The 21746-nt window shown below is 72.5% G+C and carries 18 protein-coding genes; 5 read left to right on the forward strand and 13 right to left on the reverse strand.

The window, feature by feature from the left end; genetic code table 11:
• Window positions 1–119 precede the first annotated feature (119 nt).
• The 4 genes from ruvX to AB0C76_RS34305 are packed head-to-tail and all read right to left on the reverse strand — an operon-like array spanning window position 120 to window position 4177.
• Window positions 120–599, reverse strand: coding sequence for a Holliday junction resolvase RuvX (ruvX, locus tag AB0C76_RS34290; RefSeq protein WP_359973184.1), 480 nt, complete (start codon window positions 597–599; stop codon window positions 120–122).
• The gene (gene alaS / locus AB0C76_RS34295; RefSeq protein WP_359973187.1) at window positions 599–3268 is read right to left on the reverse strand and encodes an alanine--tRNA ligase; all 2670 of its coding nucleotides are present in this window, start codon (window positions 3266–3268) and stop codon (window positions 599–601) included. Before alaS ends, ruvX begins: the two co-directional genes overlap by 1 nt.
• Window positions 3268–3693: a DUF6167 family protein gene (locus tag AB0C76_RS34300; RefSeq protein WP_329925112.1), complete on the reverse strand. Its 426-nt coding sequence runs from the start codon at window positions 3691–3693 to the stop codon at window positions 3268–3270. The genes alaS and AB0C76_RS34300 overlap by 1 nt, the downstream gene beginning before the upstream one ends.
• A 4-nt stretch (window positions 3694–3697) precedes the next feature.
• Complete coding sequence (locus tag AB0C76_RS34305; RefSeq protein ID WP_359973189.1) at window positions 3698–4177, reverse strand: DUF948 domain-containing protein; 480 nt, start codon at window positions 4175–4177, stop codon at window positions 3698–3700.
• 328 nt (window positions 4178–4505) lie between these two features.
• Here AB0C76_RS34305 and AB0C76_RS34310 point away from each other — a divergent pair, with 328 nt between their 5' ends.
• Both AB0C76_RS34310 and AB0C76_RS34315 read left to right on the forward strand, forming a co-directional pair.
• Window positions 4506–6734 carry a regulator gene (locus AB0C76_RS34310; protein ID WP_359973191.1) on the forward strand — a complete coding sequence of 743 codons (2229 nt, stop codon included), beginning with the start codon at window positions 4506–4508 and terminating at the stop codon, window positions 6732–6734.
• Between the two features lie 49 nt (window positions 6735–6783).
• Entirely contained in the window at window positions 6784–7110 is a 327-nt protein-coding gene (locus AB0C76_RS34315; RefSeq protein WP_359973193.1) for a tetratricopeptide repeat protein, read from the forward strand.
• A gap of 106 nt (window positions 7111–7216) precedes the next feature.
• Here AB0C76_RS34315 and rpsD read toward each other — a convergent pair whose 3' ends face one another.
• The 4 genes from rpsD to ppk2 form a co-directional block, all read right to left on the reverse strand.
• Window positions 7217–7831 carry a 30S ribosomal protein S4 gene (gene rpsD / locus AB0C76_RS34320; RefSeq protein ID WP_270148363.1) on the reverse strand — a complete coding sequence of 205 codons (615 nt, stop codon included), beginning with the start codon at window positions 7829–7831 and terminating at the stop codon, window positions 7217–7219.
• Between the two features lie 322 nt (window positions 7832–8153).
• Window positions 8154–9503 (reverse strand): replication-associated recombination protein A, encoded by a 1350-nt coding sequence (locus tag AB0C76_RS34325; RefSeq protein ID WP_359973196.1) that lies wholly within the window; start codon window positions 9501–9503, stop codon window positions 8154–8156.
• 40 nt (window positions 9504–9543) lie between these two features.
• Window positions 9544–10155: a hypothetical protein gene (locus AB0C76_RS34330; RefSeq protein ID WP_359973198.1), complete on the reverse strand. Its 612-nt coding sequence runs from the start codon at window positions 10153–10155 to the stop codon at window positions 9544–9546.
• 74 nt (window positions 10156–10229) lie between these two features.
• Complete coding sequence (gene ppk2, locus AB0C76_RS34335) at window positions 10230–11030, reverse strand: polyphosphate kinase 2 (protein ID WP_359973200.1); 801 nt, start codon at window positions 11028–11030, stop codon at window positions 10230–10232.
• Between the two features lie 206 nt (window positions 11031–11236).
• Here ppk2 and AB0C76_RS34340 point away from each other — a divergent pair, with 206 nt between their 5' ends.
• On the forward strand, window positions 11237–12142 hold the full coding sequence (locus AB0C76_RS34340) for a LysR family transcriptional regulator (protein ID WP_359973201.1): 906 nt from the start codon (window positions 11237–11239) through the stop codon (window positions 12140–12142).
• Here the strand turns inward: AB0C76_RS34340 and AB0C76_RS34345 are convergent.
• The 4 genes from AB0C76_RS34345 to AB0C76_RS34360 all read right to left on the reverse strand — a co-directional run bounded on the left by AB0C76_RS34345 (window position 12139) and on the right by AB0C76_RS34360 (window position 16515).
• On the reverse strand, window positions 12139–12651 hold the full coding sequence (locus AB0C76_RS34345) for an N-acetyltransferase (RefSeq protein WP_359973203.1): 513 nt from the start codon (window positions 12649–12651) through the stop codon (window positions 12139–12141). The two genes, AB0C76_RS34340 and AB0C76_RS34345, sit on opposite strands and share 4 nt — an antisense overlap.
• 95 nt (window positions 12652–12746) lie before the next feature.
• Entirely contained in the window at window positions 12747–14537 is a 1791-nt protein-coding gene (aspS, locus tag AB0C76_RS34350; RefSeq protein ID WP_359973205.1) for an aspartate--tRNA ligase, read from the reverse strand.
• On the reverse strand, window positions 14534–15796 hold the full coding sequence (gene hisS / locus AB0C76_RS34355; protein WP_359973207.1) for a histidine--tRNA ligase: 1263 nt from the start codon (window positions 15794–15796) through the stop codon (window positions 14534–14536). Before hisS ends, aspS begins: the two co-directional genes overlap by 4 nt.
• Window positions 15797–15807: 11 nt before the next feature.
• On the reverse strand, window positions 15808–16515 hold the full coding sequence (locus tag AB0C76_RS34360) for an MBL fold metallo-hydrolase (RefSeq protein ID WP_329925101.1): 708 nt from the start codon (window positions 16513–16515) through the stop codon (window positions 15808–15810).
• Between the two features lie 280 nt (window positions 16516–16795).
• On the opposite strand from AB0C76_RS34360, the gene AB0C76_RS34365 reads away from it, so the two are divergent.
• Both AB0C76_RS34365 and AB0C76_RS34370 read left to right on the forward strand, forming a co-directional pair.
• Window positions 16796–17644 (forward strand): peptidylprolyl isomerase, encoded by an 849-nt coding sequence (locus tag AB0C76_RS34365; protein ID WP_359973209.1) that lies wholly within the window; start codon window positions 16796–16798, stop codon window positions 17642–17644.
• 268 nt (window positions 17645–17912) lie between these two features.
• A complete protein-coding gene (locus AB0C76_RS34370) occupies window positions 17913–19142 on the forward strand; it encodes a DUF349 domain-containing protein (RefSeq protein ID WP_359973211.1) in 1230 nt (409 codons plus the stop codon).
• Between the two features lie 97 nt (window positions 19143–19239).
• Here the strand turns inward: AB0C76_RS34370 and AB0C76_RS34375 are convergent, their stop codons facing one another.
• Window positions 19240–21672 carry a bifunctional (p)ppGpp synthetase/guanosine-3',5'-bis(diphosphate) 3'-pyrophosphohydrolase gene (locus AB0C76_RS34375; RefSeq protein ID WP_359973213.1) on the reverse strand — a complete coding sequence of 811 codons (2433 nt, stop codon included), beginning with the start codon at window positions 21670–21672 and terminating at the stop codon, window positions 19240–19242.
• Window positions 21673–21746 lie beyond the last annotated feature (74 nt).

A 21746-nucleotide genomic window follows, 5' to 3' on the forward strand; every position in this document is an offset into this window, starting at 1 on the left:
CCCGCGAGGCGCTGCGGCGCGGCGTGCCCACCCCGCGCTGGCTGCTGATCTTCGACAACGCCGACGAGCCGTCCGACGCGTCCGCACGGACCCCTCTCCGGGACGTTAGAGCAGGCCGGTCAGCCCGCCGCCTCGACGCTCTCACCGGGCGGGCGTCCGCTCACCCGTTCGGACTCAAGGGCGGACTGGAGGATCACCACCGCGGCGGCCTGGTCGACCACCGAGCGCCCCTTCTTCGCCTTGACGCCCGAGGCCCGCAGCCCGTGGGTCGCGGTGACGGTGGACATCCGCTCGTCGACCAGCCGGACCGGCACCGGGTAGACCCGGTTGGCCAGCCGCGCCGCGTACGCGCGGACCTTCTCCGCCGCCGGGCCCTCCTTGCCGCTGAGGGAGCGCGGCAGCCCGACGACCACCTCGATCGCCCCGTACTCGTCGACGATCGCGGCGATCCTGGCCTGCGACTTCACGCCGGCCGGGACGGTCTCCACCGGAGTGGCGAGCACCCCGTCGGGGTCGCAGGACGCGACCCCGATCCGGGCGTCACCGACGTCGACGGCGATCCGCCGCCCACGCCTGAAGGGCCTCTCCTCGAACTCCATCAGGAGGCGCGCTCCGCGACCAGGCCGCGCACCGCGGCGATGGCCTCGCCGACCGCGGCCGGGTTGGACCCGCCGCCCTGGGCGACGTCGTCCTTGCCGCCACCGCCGCCGCCGAGGGTCTTCGCGGCGACGCGGACGAGCTCGCCGGCCTTGATGCCGCGGCCGCGGGCGTCCTCGTTGGTGGCGATCACGGTCAGCGGGCGGTCGTTCGCCACGGTGAAGGCGGCGACCACGGCCGGGCGCGAGCCGAGGCGGCCGCGCACGTCGAGGACCAGCTTGCGCAGCTCGTCCGCGCCGACCCCGTCGGCGACCTGGGCGGCCACCACGGAGATGCCGTGCACGTCCTCGGCCGAGTCGGCCAGGCCCGCCGCGGCGGCCAGCACCTTCTCGGCGCGGAAGCGCTCGATCTCCTTCTCGGCGTCCTTGAGCTTGGTGAGCATGCCCGAGATCTTCTCCGGCAGCTCCTCCGGGCGGCCCTTGACCAGCTCGGTGAGCTGGGAGACCACGGTGTGCTCGCGGGCCAGGAACCTGTACGCGTCGACGCCGACCAGCGCCTCGACGCGACGCACGCCGGAGCCGATCGAGGACTCGCCGAGCAGCTTCACCAGGCCCAGCTGGGCGGTGTTGCCGACGTGGGTGCCGCCGCACAGCTCCTTGGAGAAGTCGCCGATGGTGACGACCCGGACCTCGTCGCCGTACTTCTCGCCGAACATCGCGATGGCGCCGGCCTTGCGGGCCTGGTCCATCGTCATGACCTCGGCGGTGACCTCCAGCTCGCGGGTCAGCACGTCGTTGATCTTCTGCTCGACGTCGGTCAGCACGCTGCCCGGCACGGCGGCCGGCGAGCCGAAGTCGAAGCGGAAGCGGCCCGGGGCGTTCTCGGAGCCGGCCTGGGCGGCCGTCGGGCCGAGCGCGTCGCGCAGCGCCTGGTGGGTCAGGTGGGTGGCCGAGTGGGCGCGGGCGATCGCGCGGCGGCGGTCGGTGTCGATCGTGGCGTACGCGGACGCGCCGAGCACGACCTCACCGAACAGCACCCCGCCGGAGTGGACGATCACGCCCGGGACGGGCTGCTGCACGTCGCGGATCTCGACGACCGCGCCGGACTCCAGCCGGATCCGGCCGTGGTCGGCGAGCTGGCCGCCGCCCTCGGCGTAGAACGGGGTGCGGTCGAGGATGATCTCGACCTCGTCGCCCTCGGAGGCGGCCGGCGACGGGACGCCGTCCACCAGCAGGCCCACCACGGTGGCCTCGCCCTCGGTGAGGGTGTAGCCGGTGAACAGGCTCGCGCCGGACTTGTCGGCCACCTCGCGGTACGCGGCGACGTCGGCGTGGCCCATCTTCTTGGCCTTGGCGTCCGCCTTGGCGCGGTCCCGCTGCTCCTGCATCAGGCGGCGGAAGCCGGCCTCGTCGACCTGGAGGCCCTGTTCCTCGGCCATCTCCAGGGTCAGGTCGATCGGGAAGCCGTAGGTGTCGTGCAGCTTGAACGCCTGGTCTCCGGAGAGGACGGCGCCGCCGGCCTGCTTGGTCTCGGTGACCGCGGCGTCCAGCAGGCTGGTGCCGGCCTTCAGGGTCTGCAGGAACGCCGACTCCTCGCCGACGACGACCGTCTCGATGCGCTTGCGGTCGGCCTCCAGCTCCGGGTACTGCGGGGCCATCGCCTTGATCGCGATGTCGATCAGGTCCTTGGCGACCGGACCGGTGGCGCCCAGCAGGCGCATGTTGCGGATGGCGCGGCGCAGGATGCGGCGCAGCACGTAGCCGCGACCCTCGTTGCCGGGGGTGACGCCGTCGCCGACCAGCATCAGGCCGGTGCGGATGTGGTCGGTGACCACGCGCAGCGACACGTCCGACTTGTGGTCGGCGCCGTAGGTGTGGCCGGTGAGCTCGGCGGCGCGGTCGAGGATCATCCGGCTGGTGTCGATCTCGAAGAGGTTGTCGACGTCCTGCAGGATGGCCGCGAGGCGCTCCAGGCCGAGGCCGGTGTCGATGTTCTTGCTCGGCAGGTCGCCGAGGATCTCGAAGCCGTCCTTGCCGTCGCCGTGGCCGCGCTCGTACTGCATGAAGACCAGGTTCCAGATCTCCAGGTAGCGCTCGCCGTTGACGGCCGGGCCGCCCTCCTCGCCGTACGCGGGGCCGCGGTCGTAGTTGATCTCCGAGCACGGGCCGCACGGGCCGGGGACGCCCATCGACCAGAAGTTGTCCTTCATGCCCAGGCGCTGGATGCGCTCCGAGGGCACGCCGATGACGTCGCGCCAGATCTGCTCGGCCTCGTCGTCGTCCTTGTAGACGGTGATCCAGAGCTTCTCCTTCTCCAGGCCGTAGCCGCCGTCCGCGACGGGAGTGGTGAGCAGCTCCCACGCGAACTTGATGGCTCCTTCCTTGAAGTAGTCGCCGAAGGAGAAGTTGCCGCACATCTGGAAGAAGGAGCCGTGCCGGGTGGTCTTCCCGACCTCCTCGATGTCCAGGGTGCGCACGCACTTCTGGACGCTGGTGGCGCGCGAGAACTGCGGCTTGACCTCGCCCAGGAAGTAGGGCTTGAACGGCACCATGCCGGCGTTGACCAGCAGCAGGGTGGGGTCGTCGGCGACCAGGGACGCCGACGGAACGACGGTGTGGCCGCGCTCCTCGAAGAAGCGCAGCCAGCGGCGGCGGATCTCAGCCGACTCCATTAGTGGTCCTTCCGGTTCGGGGTGCCACCCCGCGGCGGCAGGGCGCGGCGGGGCGTTTCTTCAATGGCTCTGGGGGTCTTGCGGGCACTGCTGGACGGAGGCAGGGCGGCGGCCGGACTGCCGGGCGCCGCCGAGATAGCTCGGTACTGCGGTTCGCCCCGCAGGACCCGGCGCTCGCGCCGGGGCTCGACGACGGCGGTGCCGTGGAGTCCGAGGTCGTCGCGCAGCTGGTCCTCGCGCTCGGCCATGCCGGCCTTCACGTCCTGGGCGAACTGCTTGGCCAGGTCGCCCAGGTGCAGCGCGCCGCGCGCGGCGGTGCCGGAGAGGCTGTCCGGGGTGAGCCGGTGCACGGCCTCGTTGGCCTTGTTCATGGCCCAGACGGTGGCGCCGGCGCCGACCGCCATCCAGAAGATGCGTCGCACCACGGCGTCAGCCCCTCACCGCGCGCCGGACCCGGGACAGCAGGCCGCCGCGCGGGGCGGTCGCGGCGCGCACCTCGGCCCGGATCAGCCGGGCCAGCTCCTCGCGCTCGCCCGGCTGGGCGGGCACGGACGGGTTGCCGCCCTGCTGCCTGGCGACGGCCTTGCGGACGCCGTAGCTGAAGGCCGCGACCTTCACCAGCGGCCCGCCCAGGGTGGCCGCGACGGTGGAGGAGAGCGCGTTGGCGTTGGCGGCGGCGTCCTGGACGTTCGCGGTGATCTCGTCGACCCGCTCCAGCTGCTCGTTGGCGCTGCGCACGGCGGCGCCCGCCTCGGTCAGCAGCGGCACGGCCTGCTCGGTGACGGCGGAGACCAGGACGGTGGCCTCCTTGAGCACCCGCGAGAGGCGGACCAGCACCACGGCGAGCAGGGTGACCAGGACCGCCCAGAACACGGCGACGAGCAACCCGGCCAGCTCTCCCACGGACACCTTTGCGCGCTCCCTCGCCTTGCTGTTCTCCAGAACGGAACCCTATCGCGCTCACGCCCGGTTTCCGGACCGGGTCCGCGATGGCGCAGCGGGCCTCGGGGCCCGTTTCCGGACCCCCTCCCGCGTGCCGTCGCCCGGGTGCGCGCCGCGCCCGCCCTCCGGGCGGACGACGGGAGTCCGAAGACGGCCTCGTGATCCGGTCGGGTGTGCGAACCGCCCGCGTAACCTACCGGCCGGTCACCTCGTTCTGCCAGGCGGGTCGTCGCCCGCACGGCCCGACGCACGTCCGGGCCCGTACGGTCCGGGCCCGGAGCACGGGGAGCAGCGCTTGGCCGGCGACTGGACAGGACAGCCTCGGGAGGCCGGTCCTCGCCGGCGCGCGGCGGAGCCCGGTCGGCTGCCGGCCGAGGTCACCGGCTTCGTCGGGCGGCGGCGGGAGCTGACCGAGCTGGCCGGACTGCTGGCGAACGCCCGGCTGGTGACGGTCACCGGGCCGGGCGGGGTCGGCAAGAGCAGGCTGGCACTGCGCGCGGCGGCCCGGGCGGCGGGCGCGTTCCCGGACGGCACCTGGCTGGTCGACGTCGCCCCCGTGCAGGACCCGCTCCTGCTCGGCCACGCCGTCCTGGAGGCGCTGCGGCTGCCGCACGGCGCCGCCCGGCCGCCGCTGGAGGTGCTGACCGAGCAGCTGGCCGGCCGCCGGCCGCTGCTCCTGCTGGACGGCTGCGAGCACCTGGTGGAGGCCTGCGCGGACCTCGCGGACACCCTCCTGCGGGCGGTGCCCGGCCTGCGGGTGCTGGCCACCAGCCGGGCGCCGCTGCGGGTCGGCGGCGAGCACCTGTTCACGGTGGCGCCGCTGCCGGTCGGCCCGGTGGCGGACGGGCGGCCGGGGCCGGGCACACTGCCGGACGCGGTGCAGCTGTTCGCCGAGCGGGCGCGCGCCGTGCTGCCGTCCTTCGCCGTGACGGAGGCGAACGCCGAGGCGGTGGGCGTGCTGTGCCGTCGGCTGGACGGCATCCCGCTCGCCGTGGAGCTGGCGGCCGGACGGCTGCGTGCGCTGTCCGTCGAGCAGATCACGGCCCGGCTGGACGACCGCTTCCGACTGCTGACCGGCGGCGCGAGAACGGCCCTGCCCAGACACCAGACGATGCGCACGACGATCGGCTGGAGTCACGAGCTCTGCACGGTGCAGGAACGTTTACTCTGGGCCCGCCTCTCGGTCTTCGCCGGCGGCTTCGACCTGGAGGCCGCCGAGTACGTGTGCGCCGCCGAGGGCATCGACGCCGAGGACGTCCTCGACCTGCTCTCCGAGCTCGTCGCCAAGTCCGTCGTCCTGCGCGAGGACACCGCCCACGGCATCCGCTTCCGGTTGCTCGACACCCTGCGCGAGTACGGCGGCCACTGGCTGCGCGCCGCCGGCGACGAGCAGCGGCTGCTGCGCCGCCACCGCGACTGGTACCTGGGGGTCGCCACCTGGGGCGAGGTCGAGTGGTTCGGCCCCCGGCAGGCGGAGACCGCCGAACGCACCGGGCTCGCCCACACCAACCTCCGGGCCGCGCTGGAGTTCTGCCTCTCCGAGCCCGGCGAGGAGCAGCTCGCCCTGCTGATGGCCGGCACGCTCTGGTTCTACTGGGTCGGCAGCGGCCACCTCGGTGAGGGCCGGCACTGGCTGGACCGCGCGCTCGCCCTGGACGGCGAGCCGACCGAGGCGCGCGCCAAGGCGCTCTGGGTGACCGGCTACATGGCGACGCTCCAGGGCGATCTGTCCGCCGCCCGTCCGGCGCTGGAGGAGTGCCGCCGCCAGGCGCTGGCCACCGGCGACGACCGCGCGCTCGCCTACGCCGTCCACCGGCAGGGCTGCGCGGCCCTGATCGGCGACGAACCCGACCGCGCCGCCGAGCTGTTCGAGGAGGCGCTGTGGCACTACCGGACGATCGGCGAGCTCAACAGCAACGTCCTGATGGCCATGCTCGAACTCGGCCTCGCCTACGTCTTCCAGGGCGACCGGGAGAGCGGCGAGCTGTGGTTCGGCCAGGCCCGCGAGGTGTGCGAGGAGCACGGCGAGCAGTGGGCGTACGCGTACGTGCTGTACGCGATGGCCTTCTCGCACTGGTTGGACGGCGAGGTCCGCCCGGCCCGGGTCCTCGCCCGGGAGAGCGTGCGGCTCAACCACCTGTTCCACGACCTGCTGGGCATCGTCCTCGGCATCGACCTGCTGGCGCTGCTGGAGACCGAGCCCGCCGGGCCGGACGTCCCGGGCGACCTGCACGAGGCCCGGCTGCTCCAGGGCGCGGCGCACCGGATCTGGCGCACGGTCGGCACGCCCTTCCTCGGCTCGCGGTTCTTCTTCGGCCCGCACCGGCAGTGCGCCGAACGGGCCCGTGCCGGGCTGACCGAGCAGGAGTACGAGGACTGCTTCGCGGCGGGCACCCGGCTCGGCCTCGACGCGGCGGTGTCCCGGGCCCTCGGTGCCGGCGGCTCCCCCGGCGGGCCCGGGCCGGGGCCGACCCCGCACTCCGTCCCGCCGGCCCCGGCGCCCGCGCCGGTGCGGAATAGCTGAAGCTTGCGGATTGCTTGAGGAGGCAAGTACCAAGCCGGAAGGAGCCACCGTGGCCGTCCACACCGCCGCCGACGAGTACCGCCGGGCGAAGCTCTACTTCGAGTCCAAGGCGTACAGCGAGGCCGCCCACATCCTGGCGGGCGTGCTCGCCGAGGAGCCGGCCAACCTCTCGGTCCGCCTGCTGCTCGCCCGCAGCTACTACCACTCCGCCCAACTCCGCAACGCCGAGGCCGAGTTGCTCCGGATCCTGGAGGCCGACCCGGCCGAGGACTACGCCCGGCTGATGCTCGGCCGCACCCTGGAGCGCCAGGGCCGCGCGGCTGAGGCCCGCCCGCACCTGCGGCTGGCCGCCGCGATGGCCGGCGAGAGCGCCTGAGCCGGGCGCCGCTCCCGGAAAGGGCGCCGGAAAGGGGCGAGCCCCCACCACCCCGAGGGGCGGTGGGGGCTCGCCGTGGCTCCGCGGAGTGCGGAACCGTCGCGGGTCAGCGCGAGTAGTACTCGACGACCAGCTGCTCGTCACAGATCACCGGGACCTCCTTGCGCTGCGGCGCACGGTCCAGGCGGAAGGCCAGGGCCTTCAGGTTGACCTCGAGGTACTTCGGGGTCTGGCCCTCACCCGCGTAGCCACCCTCACGGGCGACCTGGAAGGGGACCTTTTCCTTGCTGCGCTCGCGGACGGTCACCACGTAGCCCGGCTTCATCTGGAACGACGGCTTGTTGACCTTGCCGCCGTTGACCTCGATGTGGCCGTGGACGACCATCTGGCGGGCCTGGTAGATGGTGCGGGCGATGCCCGAACGCAGCACCAGCGAGTCCAGACGGGTCTCCAGCTCGGCGACGAGCGCCTCACCGGTCTTGCCCTCGGCCTTCTTCGCGCGGTCGAACGCACGCGACAGCTGCTTCTCGCTCAGGTCGTACTGGGCGCGAAGACGCTGCTTCTCGAGCAGACGGACCTTGTAGTCCGAGTTCTGCTTGCGGCCACGGCCGTGCTGGCCGGGCGGGTACGGGCGGGCCTCGAAGTACTTGACGGACTTCGGGGTCAGCGGCACGCCGAGCGCACGCGCGATCTTGACCTTGGGACGCTTCTGGTTCGCCATGAACCAAACCTTCCTTGCTTTCGAATACGGCTTCACCAGGTGTTGACGGAGGTCGCATCTCGCGACCCGGAGAAAACCCCGCCGCCTGCGCGGTGGGATCAGCCGCTCTCCGGAGCCGGGCACGGACGTGCTTGTCACACGGACGATCCAGTGAACTGGGCCGCCCGCGACACCGAAACGGTGCGCGACGCTCCTGGTGCGGACCCCTCGGAAGGGGCCTACGGCCGGCGTCCCGCTGGTGCGGCCGGTCGGTGGGGTCTCCCCCGCCGCCGTCCCGGGACGTGGCACTCCGATCGAGTATACCGGCGCACCGACGGGGTGTTCACTCGCCCCTGAGCCGGCCCCTCGTCCACTCCACGACGTCCGCGTAGCGGGCCTCGCCGCCGCGCCGGGTCGGCTGGTAGTAGTCCTTGCCGTGCACCGCGTCCGGCGCGTACTGCTGGGCCGCGATGCCCTCCGGCAGGTCGTGCGGGTACTGGTAGCCCTGGCCGTGGCCGAGCTTGCCCGCGCCGCCGTAGTGCGCGTCCCGCAGGTGCGGTGGCACCGCGCCCGCAAGACCCTGCCGGACGTCCGCCAGCGCCGCGTCGATCGCCAGGTAGGCCGCGTTCGACTTGGGCGCCAGGGCCAGCGCGATCGCCGCCTGGGACAGGATGATCCGCGCCTCCGGGAAGCCGATCAGCGCCACCGCCTGGGCCGCCGCGACGGCCGTCGGCAGCGCCGTCGGGTCCGCCAGGCCGACGTCCTCGCTGGCCGAGATCATCAGCCGCCGGGCGATGAAGCGGGGGTCCTCCCCCGCCTCGATCATCCGGGCCAGGTAGTGCAGCGTGGCGTCGACGTCACTGCCGCGGATCGACTTGATCAGGGCGCTCGCCACGTCGTAGTGCTGGTCGCCGTCCTTGTCGTAGCGCACCGCCGCCTGGTTGACGGCCGTCTCGGTGGTGGCCAGCGTGATGCTCGGCTCGCCCTTCTCCAGCGCCGCCCCGGCCGCCGCCTCCAGTGTCGTGAGCGCCCGCCGGGCGTCCCCGCCGGCGAGCCGCACGAGGTGGTCCTCGGCCTCCTCGGTCAGTTCCAGCGCGCCCTCCAGGCCGCGCTCGTCGGCCACCGCGCGGCGCAGCAGCGCGCGGACGTCGTCGTCGGTGAGCGACTCCAGGGTGAGCAGCAGCGAGCGTGACAGCAGCGGCGAGATCACCGAGAAGTACGGGTTCTCGGTGGTCGCCGCGATCAGGGTGACCCAGCGGTTCTCGACGGCCGGCAGCAGCGAGTCCTGCTGGGCCTTGGAGAAGCGGTGGATCTCGTCCAGGAAGAGCACCGTCTCGCGGCCGGACATGCCGACCGCCCGCCGGGCGCCGTCGATGACCGCGCGCACCTCCTTCACGCCGGCGGTGATCGCGGACAGTTCGACGAAACGCCCCTCGACGGCCTGGCTGATGACGTGCGCGAGCGTGGTCTTGCCGGTGCCGGGCGGGCCCCACAGGATCACCGAGCTGGTCGCCGCCGGCCCGCGCGAGCCGGACACCAGCCGGCGCAGCGGTGAGCCGGCCTTGAGCAGCTGGCGCTGCCCGGCGACCTCGTCCAGGGTGCGCGGGCGCATCCGCACGGCCAGTGGGGCCCGGCCGGGCTCCTTGGCCTGGCGTTCCTCGGCGGCGGCGGTGAAGAGGTCCGGTTCGTCCACACCGGAAGCCTATGCGAGGGTGCCGACACGCCCGCCGGGTTCACCTCTTGCGGCGGTCCAGCAGCACGACGTCGAACTCCTCCACCGACACGATGGTGGCGCCGACGGCGGCCGAGGCCTGCGCCCGGGCGTCGGCCTGCGGCCCGCGGGAGGCCTCCAGGCTCGCCCGGTCGGCGAAGATCGTTCCCACGACGGCCCGGCCGCGCGCCCGGTCGACGAGCATCGCGCCGGTGACGAACCCCTCGCTCTTCTCCAGCACGGGCAGCGCCCGCTCCCGGAAGACCTCCGCCAGACGATCCAGCTTGCCCGGGTCGACCTCGGCCCGCACCAGGCGGAACCCGGCCCCCGGCCCGGCGTCTCCGGGCGGCGCCGCCGCGACGGCCTCCCACACGTCGGTGGCCACGGTGCCGGCCAGCGGCGCGAGCAGCTCGGCCCGGCGCTCGCCGAGCTCCTGGTCGCTGTCCCGCTCGGCCTGCGCGGTGTCCCACCACGAGCCCATGGTGATCTTGCCCAGCGCCCGGTCGGCGTACAGCCCGTAGCCGAGGTAGCCCGGCTGCGGGGCGAGCAGCCCGACGGCCTCGGTGCGGAGCCCGTCGAGGGTCCGGTCGATCCGGTCGGGGTGCCCGGTGGCATAAACGGTGCGGACGAACATGAGCACGCCTCCTGACCTCGCCCGGGCGCCACGAGGGCCCGATCGCAGGAGTGCGGCGCCCGGAGTAGCCCCGTCTACTCCAGTCTGGCAGCGTGGTCCGGAACGTACTTCTGGAGGTCGCGCGGGGGCCGCTGGTAGCCTCGCGGGGCCGGGCGCGGCGGCAGGTCGATCTTCGGCGCGGCCACCTCGTGGTACGGCACGGTGGACAGCAGGTGGGCGATCATGTTGATCCTGGCCCGCCGCTTGTCGTCGCTCTCCACCACGTTCCACGGCGAGTCCGGGGTGTCGGTGTAGATGAACATCTCGTCCTTGGCCCGCGAGTAGTCCTCCCAGTGGGTGAGCGACTCGACGTCCATCGGGGAGAGCTTCCAGCGCTTCATCGGGTCCTCCAGGCGGTCCCAGAAACGCCGCTCCTGCTCGGTGTCGCTCACCGAGAACCAGTACTTGCGCAGCAGGATGCCCGCCTCGATCAACATCCGCTCGAAGGTCGGGCACTGGTGCAGGAACTGCCAGTACTCCTCGTCGGTGCAGAAGCCCATCACCCGCTCGACCCCGGCCCGGTTGTACCAGCTGCGGTCGAACAGCACGATCTCCCCGGCCGCCGGCAGTTCCTCGACGTACCGCTGGAAGTACCACTGGCTCTTCTGCCGCTCGGTCGGCATCGGCAGCGCCGCGACCCGGGCGATGCGGGGGTTCAGATACTCCGTCACCCGCTTGATCGCGCCGCCCTTGCCCGCCGCGTCGCGGCCCTCGAAGACGACGACCAGCCGGGCGCCCTCGACCCGCACCCACTCCTGGAGCTTCACCAGTTCCTGCTGGAGCCGCAGCAGTTCCCGCTCGTACGGCCGCTTCGCCAGCCGCTGCACCTTGGCCACCCGGGATCCTCCGTCCAACCGCTGATGATCCCTCACGGTAGGCGCTGAAGGCCGGATTCGCAGGTCCTGGGCGGACGCGGGCGGCAGCGGCGGCCCCCTGAACCGCCGCTGCCGCACTCCCCCGATCACCGGTCGCGAGACCGAACGATCAACCTTCGCCCAGACCTGCCGGACCGGTCCAATTTCCGGTTCCATAACCTTGGGGCATGGATATCGACACCCGTCTGCTGCGCAGCTTCGCCGCGGTCTGCGAGGAGGGACAGCTCACGGCCGCCGCGGCCCGGCTGTTCGTCTCCCAGCCGACGCTGACCAAGCAGATCCGCCAGCTGGAGACGCTGCTCGGGGTCGAACTCTTCGAGCGCTCCCGCCGGGGCATGGCCCCCACCCCGGCCGGCCGCGCGCTCGCCGAGCACGCCGGCGCGATGCTGGCGGGCTGGGACGAGGCGCTGCGCGCCACCAGGGCGGCCGCCGCCGAGCAGGTGGCCACGCTGCGGGTGGGGTTCGAGGGCGGCATCATCAACCTGATGACCCGCAGCACGGTCGCCGACTTCTCCCGGCGGATGCCCGGCTGGCAGGTGGAGCTGCGGCAGAACAACTGGTTCGACCCGACCTCGGGCCTGGCCACCGGGGAGATCGACCTCACCCTCTGGCACGCGCCGCCCTACCTGTCCTCGCAGTACAACGTCGCCGTGCTGGGCGAGGAGCCGCGGGTGGTGGCGATGCCCGCCGGGCACCGGCTGGCCGCACTGGCGGAGCTGCGCCTGGCGGACCTGCTGGACGAGCCGTTCGTCGCGATCCCGCACGAGGCCGGGCACTGGCGCGAGTACTGGCTCGCCGGCGAGGAACGGCGCGGTCGTCCGGTGCGGATCGGCGCGGTGGCGCACAACACCGACGAGTGGCTGGCCGCGGTGGTGTGCGGCCAGGGCATCGGGATCGCACCGGAGACCATGAGCCGGCTGGCGCCGCGCGAGGACGTCGCGTACCGGCCGGTGGCGGACCTGAGTCCCAGCCAGGTCGGGCTCTACTGGCCCAGGGACCGCCAGCTCACCCCGGCGATGGCCGCGTTCGTGCACAGCTGCCGGGCCACGTTCGGCTCCGCGGGCCGGGACTAGGCTGCGACCTCGAACGGCTCGGGGTAGCGGCACAGCCCGCGCGGCGCGCCGTCGTACGCGGGCAGCGCGAGCGCCTGGAAGTACGCCTCCGGCACCTCGAACGGGCCGGTCACCTCGTGCAGCCGGGCCGGCGCGAAACCGAACCGGCGGTAGTAGGCCGGGTCGCCGAGGACGACCACGAGCTTCTCCCCCGCCTCCTCGGCCGCCGACAGCGCCGCGCGCACGACGAGTTCGCCGACGCCCTTGCGCTGCCACTCCGGCGCGACCGCGACCGGCGCGAGCGCGAGGCCCTCGCCGTCCGTGCCGACCCGCAACCGGGTCAGCAGGGCGTGCCCGATCACCAGCCCGCCGTCGTCGACCGCCACCACCGAGAGCCCGGGCAGCCAGGCCGGATCGCGCCGCAGCGCGTCGACGAGGTCCGCCTCGTCCGGGCCCGGGAACGCCGCCATGTGAACCCGCCGGGTGGCCGGCGCGTCGTCCGGACATTCGACCCTGGTACTGACCTTCATGGGTGGTCAACCCTCCCTGTGTCACACGTCCTTGTGGACCGGCCCCGGACGGTGGGTGGACCGTCCGGGGCCGTTGCAGGTTAGCCGATGGCGCGTCAGCCCTTGGGCTGCGCCTCGGACTTGGCGTCCTCGCGGACCTTGGGCTGGGCGTCCACGCCGGCCTCGCGGCGCTGCGCCGGGGTGATCGGGGTCGGGGCGCCGGTCAGCGGGTCGCCACCGGTGGACGTCTTCGGGAACGCGATGACGTCCCGGATGGTGTCGTACCCGCCGAGGAGGGTGACGATCCGGTCCAGGCCGAAGGCGACGCCACCGTGCGGCGGCGGGCCGTAGTTGAAGGCGTCCAGCAGGAAGCCGAACTGCGAGGCCGCCTCCTCCTCGGACAGGCCGATCGCGTCGAACGCGCGCTTCTGGACGTCCCGCTGGTGGATACGGATCGAACCGCCGCCCAGCTCCGAGCCGTTGAGCACGAGGTCGTAGGCGTTGGACAGCGCCGAGCCCGGGTCGGTGTCGAAGGTGGCCAGCGACTCCGCGGTCGGGGCGGTGAACGGGTGGTGCACCGCGTGCCAGCCCTGGAACTCGCCCTTGTCGTCCTCGATCGGCTCGAACATCGGGAAGTCGACGACCCAGAGGAACGCCCACTGCGACTCGTCGATCAGCTCGCAGCGGCGGCCGATCTCCAGACGGGCGGCGCCGAGCAGCTCCTGCGAGGCGCGCTCCTTGCCGGCGGCGAAGAAGATCGCGTCGCCGTTCTTGGCGCCGGCGGCGGCCGCCAGGCCGGCCAGGTGCTCCTCGGAGAGGTTCTTGGCGACCGGGCCGCGCAGCTCGCCGGTCTCGGCGTCGATCACGACGTAGGCGAGGCCGCGGGCGCCGCGGGCCTTGGCCCAGTCCTGCCAGGCGTCGAGGGCCTTGCGGGGCTGCGAGGCGCCGCCCGGCATGACCACGGCGCCGACGTACGGGGCCTGGAAGACGCGGAACTCGGTGCCCTTGAAGTACTCGGTGAGGTCGGTGAGTTCCTGGCCGAAGCGGACGTCCGGCTTGTCGGAGCCGTAGCGGGACATGGCGTCGGCGTAGGTCATCCGCGGCAGCGGGTTCGGGACCTCGTAGCCGTGCACCTCGCGCCAGATGGCGCCGACGATCTTCTCGCCGAGGGCCAGGATGTCCTCCTGGTCGACGAACGAGGCCTCGATGTCCAGCTGGGTGAACTCCGGCTGCCGGTCGGCGCGGAAGTCCTCGTCGCGGAAGCAGCGGGCGATCTGGTAGTAGCGCTCCATGCCGGCCACCATCAGCAGCTGCTTGAACAGCTGGGGCGACTGCGGCAGGGCGTACCAGTGGCCGGGCTGCAGGCGGACCGGGACGAGGAAGTCGCGGGCGCCCTCGGGTGTGGAGCGGGTCAGGTACGGCGTCTCGATGTCGAGGAAGTCGTTCTCCTCCATCACCCGGCGGATGATGTTGTTGACCTTCGAGCGCAGCCGCAGGCCCTTGGCCGGGCCCTCACGGCGCAGGTCCAGGTAGCGGTAGCGCAGCCGGACCTCCTCGTTGACCGTGCCCGGCTCGTACTCGGCGACCGGGAACGGCAGCGGCGCGGCCTCGGAGAGGACCTCGATGTCGCTGACCACGACCTCGACGGCGCCGGTCGGGATGTCGGGGTTCTCGTTGCCCTCGGGGCGCACCCGGACGTCGCCGACGACCTTGACGCAGTACTCGGCGCGCAGGCCGTGCACCGAGTCCAGGTCGCGGACCACGATCTGCACGGTGCCGGAGGCGTCGCGCAGGTCGATGAAGGCCACGCCGCCGTGGTCGCGGCGGCGGGCGACCCAGCCGGCCAGGGTGACGGTGGTGCCTGCGTGCTCCGGGCGGAGCGTGCCCGCGTCGTGCGTGCGGATCACAGCTGCTTCTCCTTCAGGGTGGTGACGAGTGCGTCAAGGGCGACGGGGGACTGCTCGCCGGTGCTCATGTCCTTGAGCTGGACGACGCCCTCGGCGAGGTCCCGGTCCCCGGCGATCAGGGCGAAGCGGGCGCCGGACCGGTCGGCGGACTTCATGGCGTTCTTGATGCTCTTGACGCCGAAGGCGAGGTCGGTGGCGACGCCGGCCCGGCGCAGCTCGACCACCTTGGCGAACAGCAGGTTCTTGGCCTCCTCACCGAGCGCGACGGCGTAGACGGAGGTGGCGGCCGGCAGGTCGAGGACGACGCCCTCGGCCTCCAGCGCGAGGTAGGTGCGGTCCACGCCGAGGGCCCAGCCGACGGACGGCAGCGCCGGGCCGCCGATCATCTCGGACAGGCCGTCGTAGCGGCCGCCGCCGCCGATCGCGGACTGGGCGCCGAGGCCGTTGTGCACGAACTCGAAGGTGGTGCGGGTGTAGTAGTCCAGGCCGCGCACGAGCTTCGGGTCGTCGGTGAACGCCACGCCGTTGGCGGTGAGCAGCTCGCGGACCTTCTCGTCGTACGCCTTGCAGTCCTCGCACAGGAAGTCGCGCAGCATCGGCGCGCCGACGAGCTGCTCCTGGACGGACTCGCGCTTGTCGTCGAGGACGCGCAGCGGGTTGATCTCGGCACGGCGGCGGGTGTCCTCGTCCAGGTCGAGGCCGGAGAGGAACTCGATCAGGGCGGCGCGGTAGACCGGGCGGCACTGCTTGTCGCCGAGGCTGTTGAGCAGCAGCGTGTAGTTCGACAGGCCCAGCGAGCGGAACGCGTCGTCGGCGAGGATGATCAGCTCGGCGTCCAGCGCCGGGTCCTCGGCGCCGATCGCCTCGGCGCCGACCTGGGAGAACTGGCGGTAGCGGCCGGCCTGCGGACGCTCGTAGCGGTAGTACGAGCCGGAGTACCAGAGCTTGACCGGCAGGTTGCCCAGCTTGTGCAGGTTGGCCTGGAGCGCGGCGCGCAGCACCGAGGCGGTGCCCTCGGGGCGCAGCGCGAGGTCCTCCTTGCCGCGCTTGGTGAGGGAGAACATCTCCTTGGTCACGATGTCGGTGGACTCGCCGACGCCGCGGGAGAACAGCTTCACGTCCTCGAAGACCGGGGTCTCGACGTAGCCGTAACCGGCCCGGCGGGCGGGCGCGGCGATGCGCTCGCGGATCGCCAGGAAGGTCGCGGAGCTGGGGGGCAGCAGGTCGTAGGTGCCCTTGGGGGCGGTGAAGGTGCTCAACTTCTCTTCCGTCACATTCCTCGTCGCGGGAAAGCCGGGGCGCCGGCCGCCCCCGCTGCCTGTCGGAGGTAGGGGTTGGTGGCGCGCTCGCGGCCGATGGTGGTCTGACCGCCGTGGCCGGAGAGGACCACGGTGGAATCGTCGAGGGGCAGGCACACCCGGGCCAGCGATCGCATGATCGCCTCGCTGTCCCCGCCCGGGAGGTCGGTACGCCCGATGGAGCCGGCGAACAGCAGGTCGCCCGAGAAGAGCACCGGGGGGAGGTCCTCGGCACCGGGCGTCCGGAAGGTCACCGACCCCCCGGTATGGCCCGGGGCGTGGTCCACGGTGAGCTGCAGGCCGGCCAGCTCCAGCACGCTGCCGTCGGTGAGCTCGCGCACGTCGTCGGGCTCGCCGACGGTGAGCTCGCCCATCAGCTGGGTGCCCAGGGAGCGGCCGAGCGCCTTCTCCGGGTCGGCCATCATGTACCGGTCCTCGGGGTGGATCCAGGCCGGGACGCCGCGGGCGCCGCAGACCGGGACCACCGAGGCGACGTGGTCGATGTGGCCGTGGGTGAGCAGCACGGCGACGGGCTTCAGACGGTGCTCGCGGACCAGTTCCTCGACGCCGGCGGCGGCCTGGTGGCCGGGATCGACGATGACGCACTCCTCACCGGGTCCCGGTGCGACCAGGTAGCAGTTGGTGCCCCAGGCTCCAGCGGGGAATCCGGCGATGAACACGCGCGTCCTTCGGTGTGCGGCGACAGGCTGTGACGGCTGCCAGTACGGATGCTGCCAAGAGTGATTTAGGGGCAGCCTACCGGCGGTGCGGGTCCGGTTGCGAACCAGATTGGGGTGCCGGGCGCGGTTCGCCTGACAGGTTCACCGCCTTCTTACGGGCCGGGTCCCTACACTTGGCCGCCGATGGATGCGATGATCCGCTCCGGAACCCTTCACCATCCCTCCTCGCCCGCGATCGGGCGGGGGAGGTCCAGCGCACATCGTTCAGGAGACACGGCCGGTGGTCAGCAGCGAACAGCGGCGGCGGCAGCTCGCCCGCGAGAAGTACGAGCGCCAGATGGAGCGCCGCGTCGCGGCGGCGGCTGCCCGCAAGCGCCGCAACACGATCCTGGGCGCCTCGCTCGCCGTGGTGGTCCTGGCCGGCGGCGGCACCCTCTTCGCCACGGGCGCCTTCAGCTCGGACGACAAGGACAAGTCGAGCACCGCCCAGGCCGCGCCGACGCAGTCGGCGGCGACCGGCGCCAGCGAGCCGCCCGCGCCGACCCGCAAGCCGGTCGAGGGCTGCACGGACCCGGCGCCGGGCAAGCCGAACGGCAAGCAGTGGCAGGCCGAGCCCGCCATGACGATCGACGCCTCGGGCACCTACACCGCGACGCTGGACACCAACTGCGGCAAGGTGACGATCGCGCTGGACGCGGCCAAGGCCCCGCACGCGACGAACTCCTTCGCCTTCCTGTCCGGCCAGCAGTACTTCGACCACACCAAGTGCCACCGCCTCACCACGAGCGGCATCTTCGTGCTCCAGTGCGGCGACCCGACCGCCAGCGCGACCGTGCCGGGCGGCACGGGCGACCCCGGCTACAAGTTCGCCGACGAGAACCTGACCGGCGCGACCTACCCGGCCGGCACCGTGGCGATGGCCAACTCCGGCCCGGGGACCAACGGGAGCCAGTTCTTCCTGGTCTACAAGGACACCCAGCTCGACCCGAAGTACACCCCCTTCGGCAAGATCACCGGGGGCCTGGACGTGCTGCAGAAGATCGCCGCCGCGGGCACCCTGGAGGGCCGCCCGGACGGTCACCCGATGGCCGACGTCACCCTCAACTCGGTGACCACGGCCAAGGGTTGACAGACCCCGGGGCCCGCCCCCGCGCGCTCCCGAGCGCGCTCCGGCGCGGCCCCGGCCCGAAATCGCCCGGCCCGGATGCGGACAGCACCGGGCCTGGTCGCCTATGTTGGCGTTGTGTAGGGTGCCCGGACCCGCCTTAGCCGTCACCCTCGGCGAGCAGGACACGGCGGACGGGGACGGCGGACTTCTTCGGTCCGCCGCACATCAACTGTGGACGACGGACGCGCGCCGCCCCGGCGCGGGCGCGACGTCATGTGGAGGACGCGCTATGAGCAGCGACCCGTGGGGCCGTGTCGACGAGCAGGGCACGGTCTACGTCAGGACCGCCGACGGCGAACGCGTCGTGGGTTCCTGGCAGGCCGGCTCGCCCGAGGAGGCCCTGGCCTACTTCGAGCGCAAGTACCAGGGCATCGAGGTGGAGATCGGCCTGCTGGAGAAGCGGGTGCGCACCACCGACCTGGCCGCCAAGGACGCCCAGACCGCCCTGGATCACCTGCGCGCGCAGGTGACCGAGGGGCACGCGGTGGGCGACCTGGAGGCCCTGGCCAAGCGGCTGGACACGCTGGCCGGTGAGATCGAGACCCGGCGCGAGGAGCGCAAGGCCGCCCGGGCCAAGGCCCAGGACGAGACCCGCACCGCCAAGGAGGCGCTGGTCGCGGAGGCCGAGCAGCTCGCCGAGTCCACCCAGTGGCGGGAGGCCGGCGACCGGCTGCGCGCCCTGGTGGACACCTGGAAGGGCCTGCCCCGCCTGGACCGCAAGAGCGACGACGAGCTGTGGCACCGCTTCTCGCACGCCCGCTCGGTCTTCTCCAAGCACCGCAAGTCGCACTTCGCGGCGCTGGACAACGAGCGCGAGCAGGCCCGCCAGACCAAGGAGGCGCTGGTCACCGAGGCCGAGGCGCTGTCCTCGTCCACCGAGTGGGGCGACACCGCGGCCCGCTACCGCGACCTGATGGCGCGCTGGAAGGCCGCCGGCCGCGCCCAGCGGGACGTCGAGGACGAGCTGTGGGCGCGGTTCCGCGGCGCGCAGGACGTCTTCTTCCAGGCCCGCTCCGCGGTGTTCAGCGAGCGGGACGCCGAGCAGGTGGAGAACCAGAAGCTCAAGGAGGCGCTGGCCGTCGAGGCCGAGGCGATCCTGCCGATCACCGACCTCAAGGCCGCCAAGGCCGCGCTGCGCGAGATCAACGAGCGCTGGGAGGCGATCGGGCACGTGCCGCGCGACGCCCGTCCGAAGCTGGACGGCCGGCTGAACGCGGTCGAGCGGGCGATCCGCGAGGCCGAGGACAGCGAGTGGAAGCGCTCCAACCCGGAGGCCAAGGCCCGCGCGGCCGGCATGGTCGGCCTCTTCCAGGCCAAGGCCGACAAGATCCAGGCCGACCTGGACAAGGCCCGCGCCGCCGGCAACGCCTCCAAGGTCACCAAGCTGGAGAAGGAGCTGGCCGGCGTCCAGGAGCTGCTGGAGCAGGCCCACAAGAGCCAGGAGGAGTTCAGCGGCTGATCCCCTCGGCCCGCTGAACGGCGAAGGCCCCCGGGGCTCTTGGATTCCAAGAGCCTCGGGGGCCTTCCTCCTGCCCGCGGCGCGTGCGCGGCCTACGTCACTTGCGGGCCGAGGTGACGCGGTAGACGTCGTAGACGCCCTCCACGCCGCGGACGGCCTTGAGCACGTGGCCGAGGTGCTTCGGGTCGCCCATCTCGAAGGTGAAGCGGCTCATCGCGACCCGGTCGCGCGAGGTCTGCACCGCCGCCGACAGGATGTTGACGTGCTGGTCCGAGAGCACCCGGGTGACGTCCGAGAGCAGGCGCGAGCGGTCCAGCGCCTCGACCTGGATCGCGACCAGGAAGACCGAGGACTGGGTGGCGGCCCACTCGACGTCGATCATCCGCTCGGGCTGCTGGCTCAGCGCCTCGACGTTGACGCAGTCGGCGCGGTGCACCGAGACGCCGTTGCCGCGGGTCACGAAGCCGACGATCGGGTCGCCCGGCACCGGGGTGCAGCAGCGGGACAGCTTGACCCAGACGTCCTCGACGCCCTTGACGATCACGCCCGGGTCGCCCTTGGCCCGGCGGCGCACGGCCCGCCGGTTGTCGTGCGTCGGCGTCGCGGTCTCGGCCAGGTCCTCGGTGGCACCCTCCTCGCCGCCGAGCGCCTGGACCAGCTTCTGGACGATGTTCTGCGCGGCGACGTGCCCCTCGCCGATCGCGGCGTAGAGCGAGGAGATGTCGGGGTAACGCATCTCGTGGGCCAGCGTGACCAGCGAGTCGCCGGTCAGGATCCGCTGGATCGGCAGGCCCTGCTTGCGCATCGCCCGGACGATCGCCTCCTTGCCGTGCTCGATCGCCTCCTCGCGGCGCTCCTTGGAGAACCAGGCGCGGATCTTGTTGCGGGCGCGCGGCGACTTGACGAAGCCCAGCCAGTCCCGGGAGGGGCCGGCGTTCTCCGCCTTGGAGGTGAACACCTCGACGGCGTCGCCGTTCTCCAGGGTCGACTCCAGCGGCACCAGCCGGCCGTTCACCCGGGCTCCGATGGTCCGGTAACCGACCTCGGTGTGCACCGCGAAGGCGAAGTCGACCGGGGTCGCACCGGCGGGCAGGGCTATCACGTCGCCCTTGGGGGTGAAGACGAAGACCTCGTTGCTGGCCAGGTCGAAGCGCAGCGACTCCAGGAACTCGCCCGGGTCGGCGGTCTCCTTCTGCCAGTCCAGCAGCTGCCGCAGCCAGGCCATCTCGTTGACGGCGCCGGCCTTGTCGTCCTTGCGGACCTGGGTCGGCGTGTCGGTGCGGACCTTGGAGGCGCCGGCCACCGCGCGCTGCTTGTACTTCCAGTGCGCGGCGATGCCGTACTCGGCCCGCCGGTGCATGTCGAAGGTGCGGATCTGGAGCTCGACGGGCTTGCCGCCGGGCCCGATCACCGTCGTGTGCAGCGACTGGTACATGTTGAACTTGGGCATGGCGATGTAGTCCTTGAACCGCCCCGGCACCGGGTTCCACCGCGCGTGGATGGTGCCCAGCGCCGCGTAGCAGTCGCGGACGGTGTCGACCAGGACCCGGATGCCCACCAGGTCGTAGATCTCGGCGAAGTCCCGGCCCCGCACGATCATCTTCTGGTAGACCGAGTAGTAGTGCTTCGGCCGGCCGGTGACGGAGGCGGTGATCCGGGCGCCGCGCAGGTCGCCCTGGACCTGGTCGATGACGGTCGCCAGGTACTCGTCCCGCTTGGGGGCGCGCTCGGCGACCAGCCGGACGATCTCGTCGTACATCTTGGGGTAGAGGATCGCGAAGGCGAGGTCCTCCAGCTCCCACTTGATGGTGTTCATGCCCAGCCGGTGTGCCAGCGGGGCGTAGATCTCCAGCGTCTCGCGGGCCTTCTTCTCCTGCTTCTCCCGCTTGAGGTAGCGCATCGTGCGCATGTTGTGCAGGCGGTCGGCCAGCTTGATCACCAGGACGCGCGGGTCCTTGGCCATCGCGACGACCATCTTGCGGACGGTCTCGGCCTGCGCGGCCTCGCCGAACTTGACCCGGTCGAGCTTGGTGACGCCGTCCACCAGCAGGGCCACCGAGTCGCCGAAGTCCTTGCGCAGGGTCTCCAGGCCGTAGTCGGTGTCCTCGACGGTGTCGTGCAGCAGCCCGGCCATCAGGGTCGGGGCGTCCATGCCGAGCTCGGCCAGGATGGTCGCGACGGCCAGCGGGTGGGTGATGTACGGGTCGCCGCTCTTGCGCTTCTGGCCGCGGTGCCACTTCTCGGCCACCGCGTAGGCGCGCTCGATGTCGCGCAGCAGCGCCGGGTCGGCCTTCGGGTCGTTCGCCCGGATCGAACGGAACAGCGGCTCCAGGACGGGGTTGAGCACGCTGGAGCGCTGGCCGCCGAGGCGGGCCAGGCGGGCGCGCATGCCGCCGGCGGCGGAGCCCCGTCCGGTGGGCGGGAACGAACGCGAGGAGGTCGGCGCCGGGCGTGCCGGGGTGGCCCCCGAGGGCGTGGGACGGTCTTCGGGGGCGGCCGCTGCGGCCGTGGGCACAACCTCGTCGGGCAAGGACACTCCTCGGGGCACCGGGCCGGCCCCTCGCGGGCCGCGCCACCAGCGCACAACCGGGAGGGGATGAATCT

Source organism: Kitasatospora sp. NPDC048722 (assembly GCF_040650235.1).
Lineage (GTDB): Bacteria > Actinomycetota > Actinomycetes > Streptomycetales > Streptomycetaceae > Kitasatospora.

Coding starts and splice junctions, on each gene's coding strand:
- ruvX (WP_359973184.1), bottom strand. CDS start 599: ATGGAGTTCGAGGAGAGGCCCTTCAGGCGTGGGCGGCGGATCGCCGTC.
- alaS (WP_359973187.1), bottom strand. CDS start 3,268: ATGGAGTCGGCTGAGATCCGCCGCCGCTGGCTGCGCTTCTTCGAGGAG.
- rpsD (WP_270148363.1), bottom strand. CDS start 7,831: ATGGCGAACCAGAAGCGTCCCAAGGTCAAGATCGCGCGTGCGCTCGGC.
- AB0C76_RS34330 (WP_359973198.1), bottom strand. CDS start 10,155: ATGTTCGTCCGCACCGTTTATGCCACCGGGCACCCCGACCGGATCGAC.
- AB0C76_RS34340 (WP_359973201.1), top strand. CDS start 11,237: ATGGATATCGACACCCGTCTGCTGCGCAGCTTCGCCGCGGTCTGCGAG.
- AB0C76_RS34345 (WP_359973203.1), bottom strand. CDS start 12,651: ATGAAGGTCAGTACCAGGGTCGAATGTCCGGACGACGCGCCGGCCACC.
- AB0C76_RS34370 (WP_359973211.1), top strand. CDS start 17,913: ATGAGCAGCGACCCGTGGGGCCGTGTCGACGAGCAGGGCACGGTCTAC.